The 752-nt window shown below is 29.7% G+C and carries 1 protein-coding gene; it reads right to left on the bottom strand.

What is annotated here, in order from left to right:
- Positions 1 to 140: 140 nt before the first annotated feature.
- Positions 141 to 752, bottom strand: a 612-nt coding sequence (locus KGF39_RS19415; RefSeq protein ID WP_413927104.1) for an ERF family protein, incomplete at its 5' end; no start/stop codon positions are given.

The raw sequence follows: 752 nt of genomic DNA, 5'->3' as shown, positions 1-752 counted from the left end.
TGGTCGGGCTTACTAATCAGATATGAATGTAAGCCTTTTGCTTGCCAGCTTAATTTTACATCTTCCAAACAAGTTTTATTTAAAACTACATATGGATTATCTTTGTCTTTGCTTACTCTTATAATCCCCAATACTATCACCTACTCTTGTTTTTGCTTCTCTAAAATGCTCTTATATCCATTTAAAACTTTCTCATACTCCTGCTTAGTCAAATCTACTGCTAACTTTCCAAACTTCTTATATACTTCACTATCAACTCTATTTTTATCTTTTTCTATAGATTCTCCTAGCGAATATAGTATATTTAATTCGCTCTCATTAACTTCTTTTTTTTTCTGCTCATTTCCATGTTTATTTGTTGCATCACTATCTTTTGTATCATCAATACAAAATAATCCATTTAAAGCATACTTTCTTGCATAACTTGATACACTTCCAGTTACTTGTGCTAAATCCATACCTTTTTTAGTTTCATCTTCTCTAGCTAATGCTTTTACAGATATTTTTTCTCCTGTTTCTGCATCTATTAAAGTTGCTGTAGCTTCTACATAAAATCTATTTCCTATCTGAACAATATTATCATCCAATACAACCAATGCTTTTTCTTCTTTTAGAATAGGCTTTAAACCTTCTAGTATATCCTCACAACTCCTATAGTTGTATTTACCAAAGCTATTAAATTGACTTTTAGGAGCTTTTAAAGTACTCTGTATATTTACAAGTTTTATATAAACATTATTAGTTTCCATGGT

The sequence above is a fragment of the Clostridioides sp. ZZV14-6345 genome (assembly GCF_020657775.1).
GTDB classification, from domain to species: Bacteria; Bacillota; Clostridia; order Peptostreptococcales; family Peptostreptococcaceae; genus Clostridioides; species Clostridioides difficile_D.
This window is presented reverse-complemented; position numbering and strand designations above follow the sequence as displayed.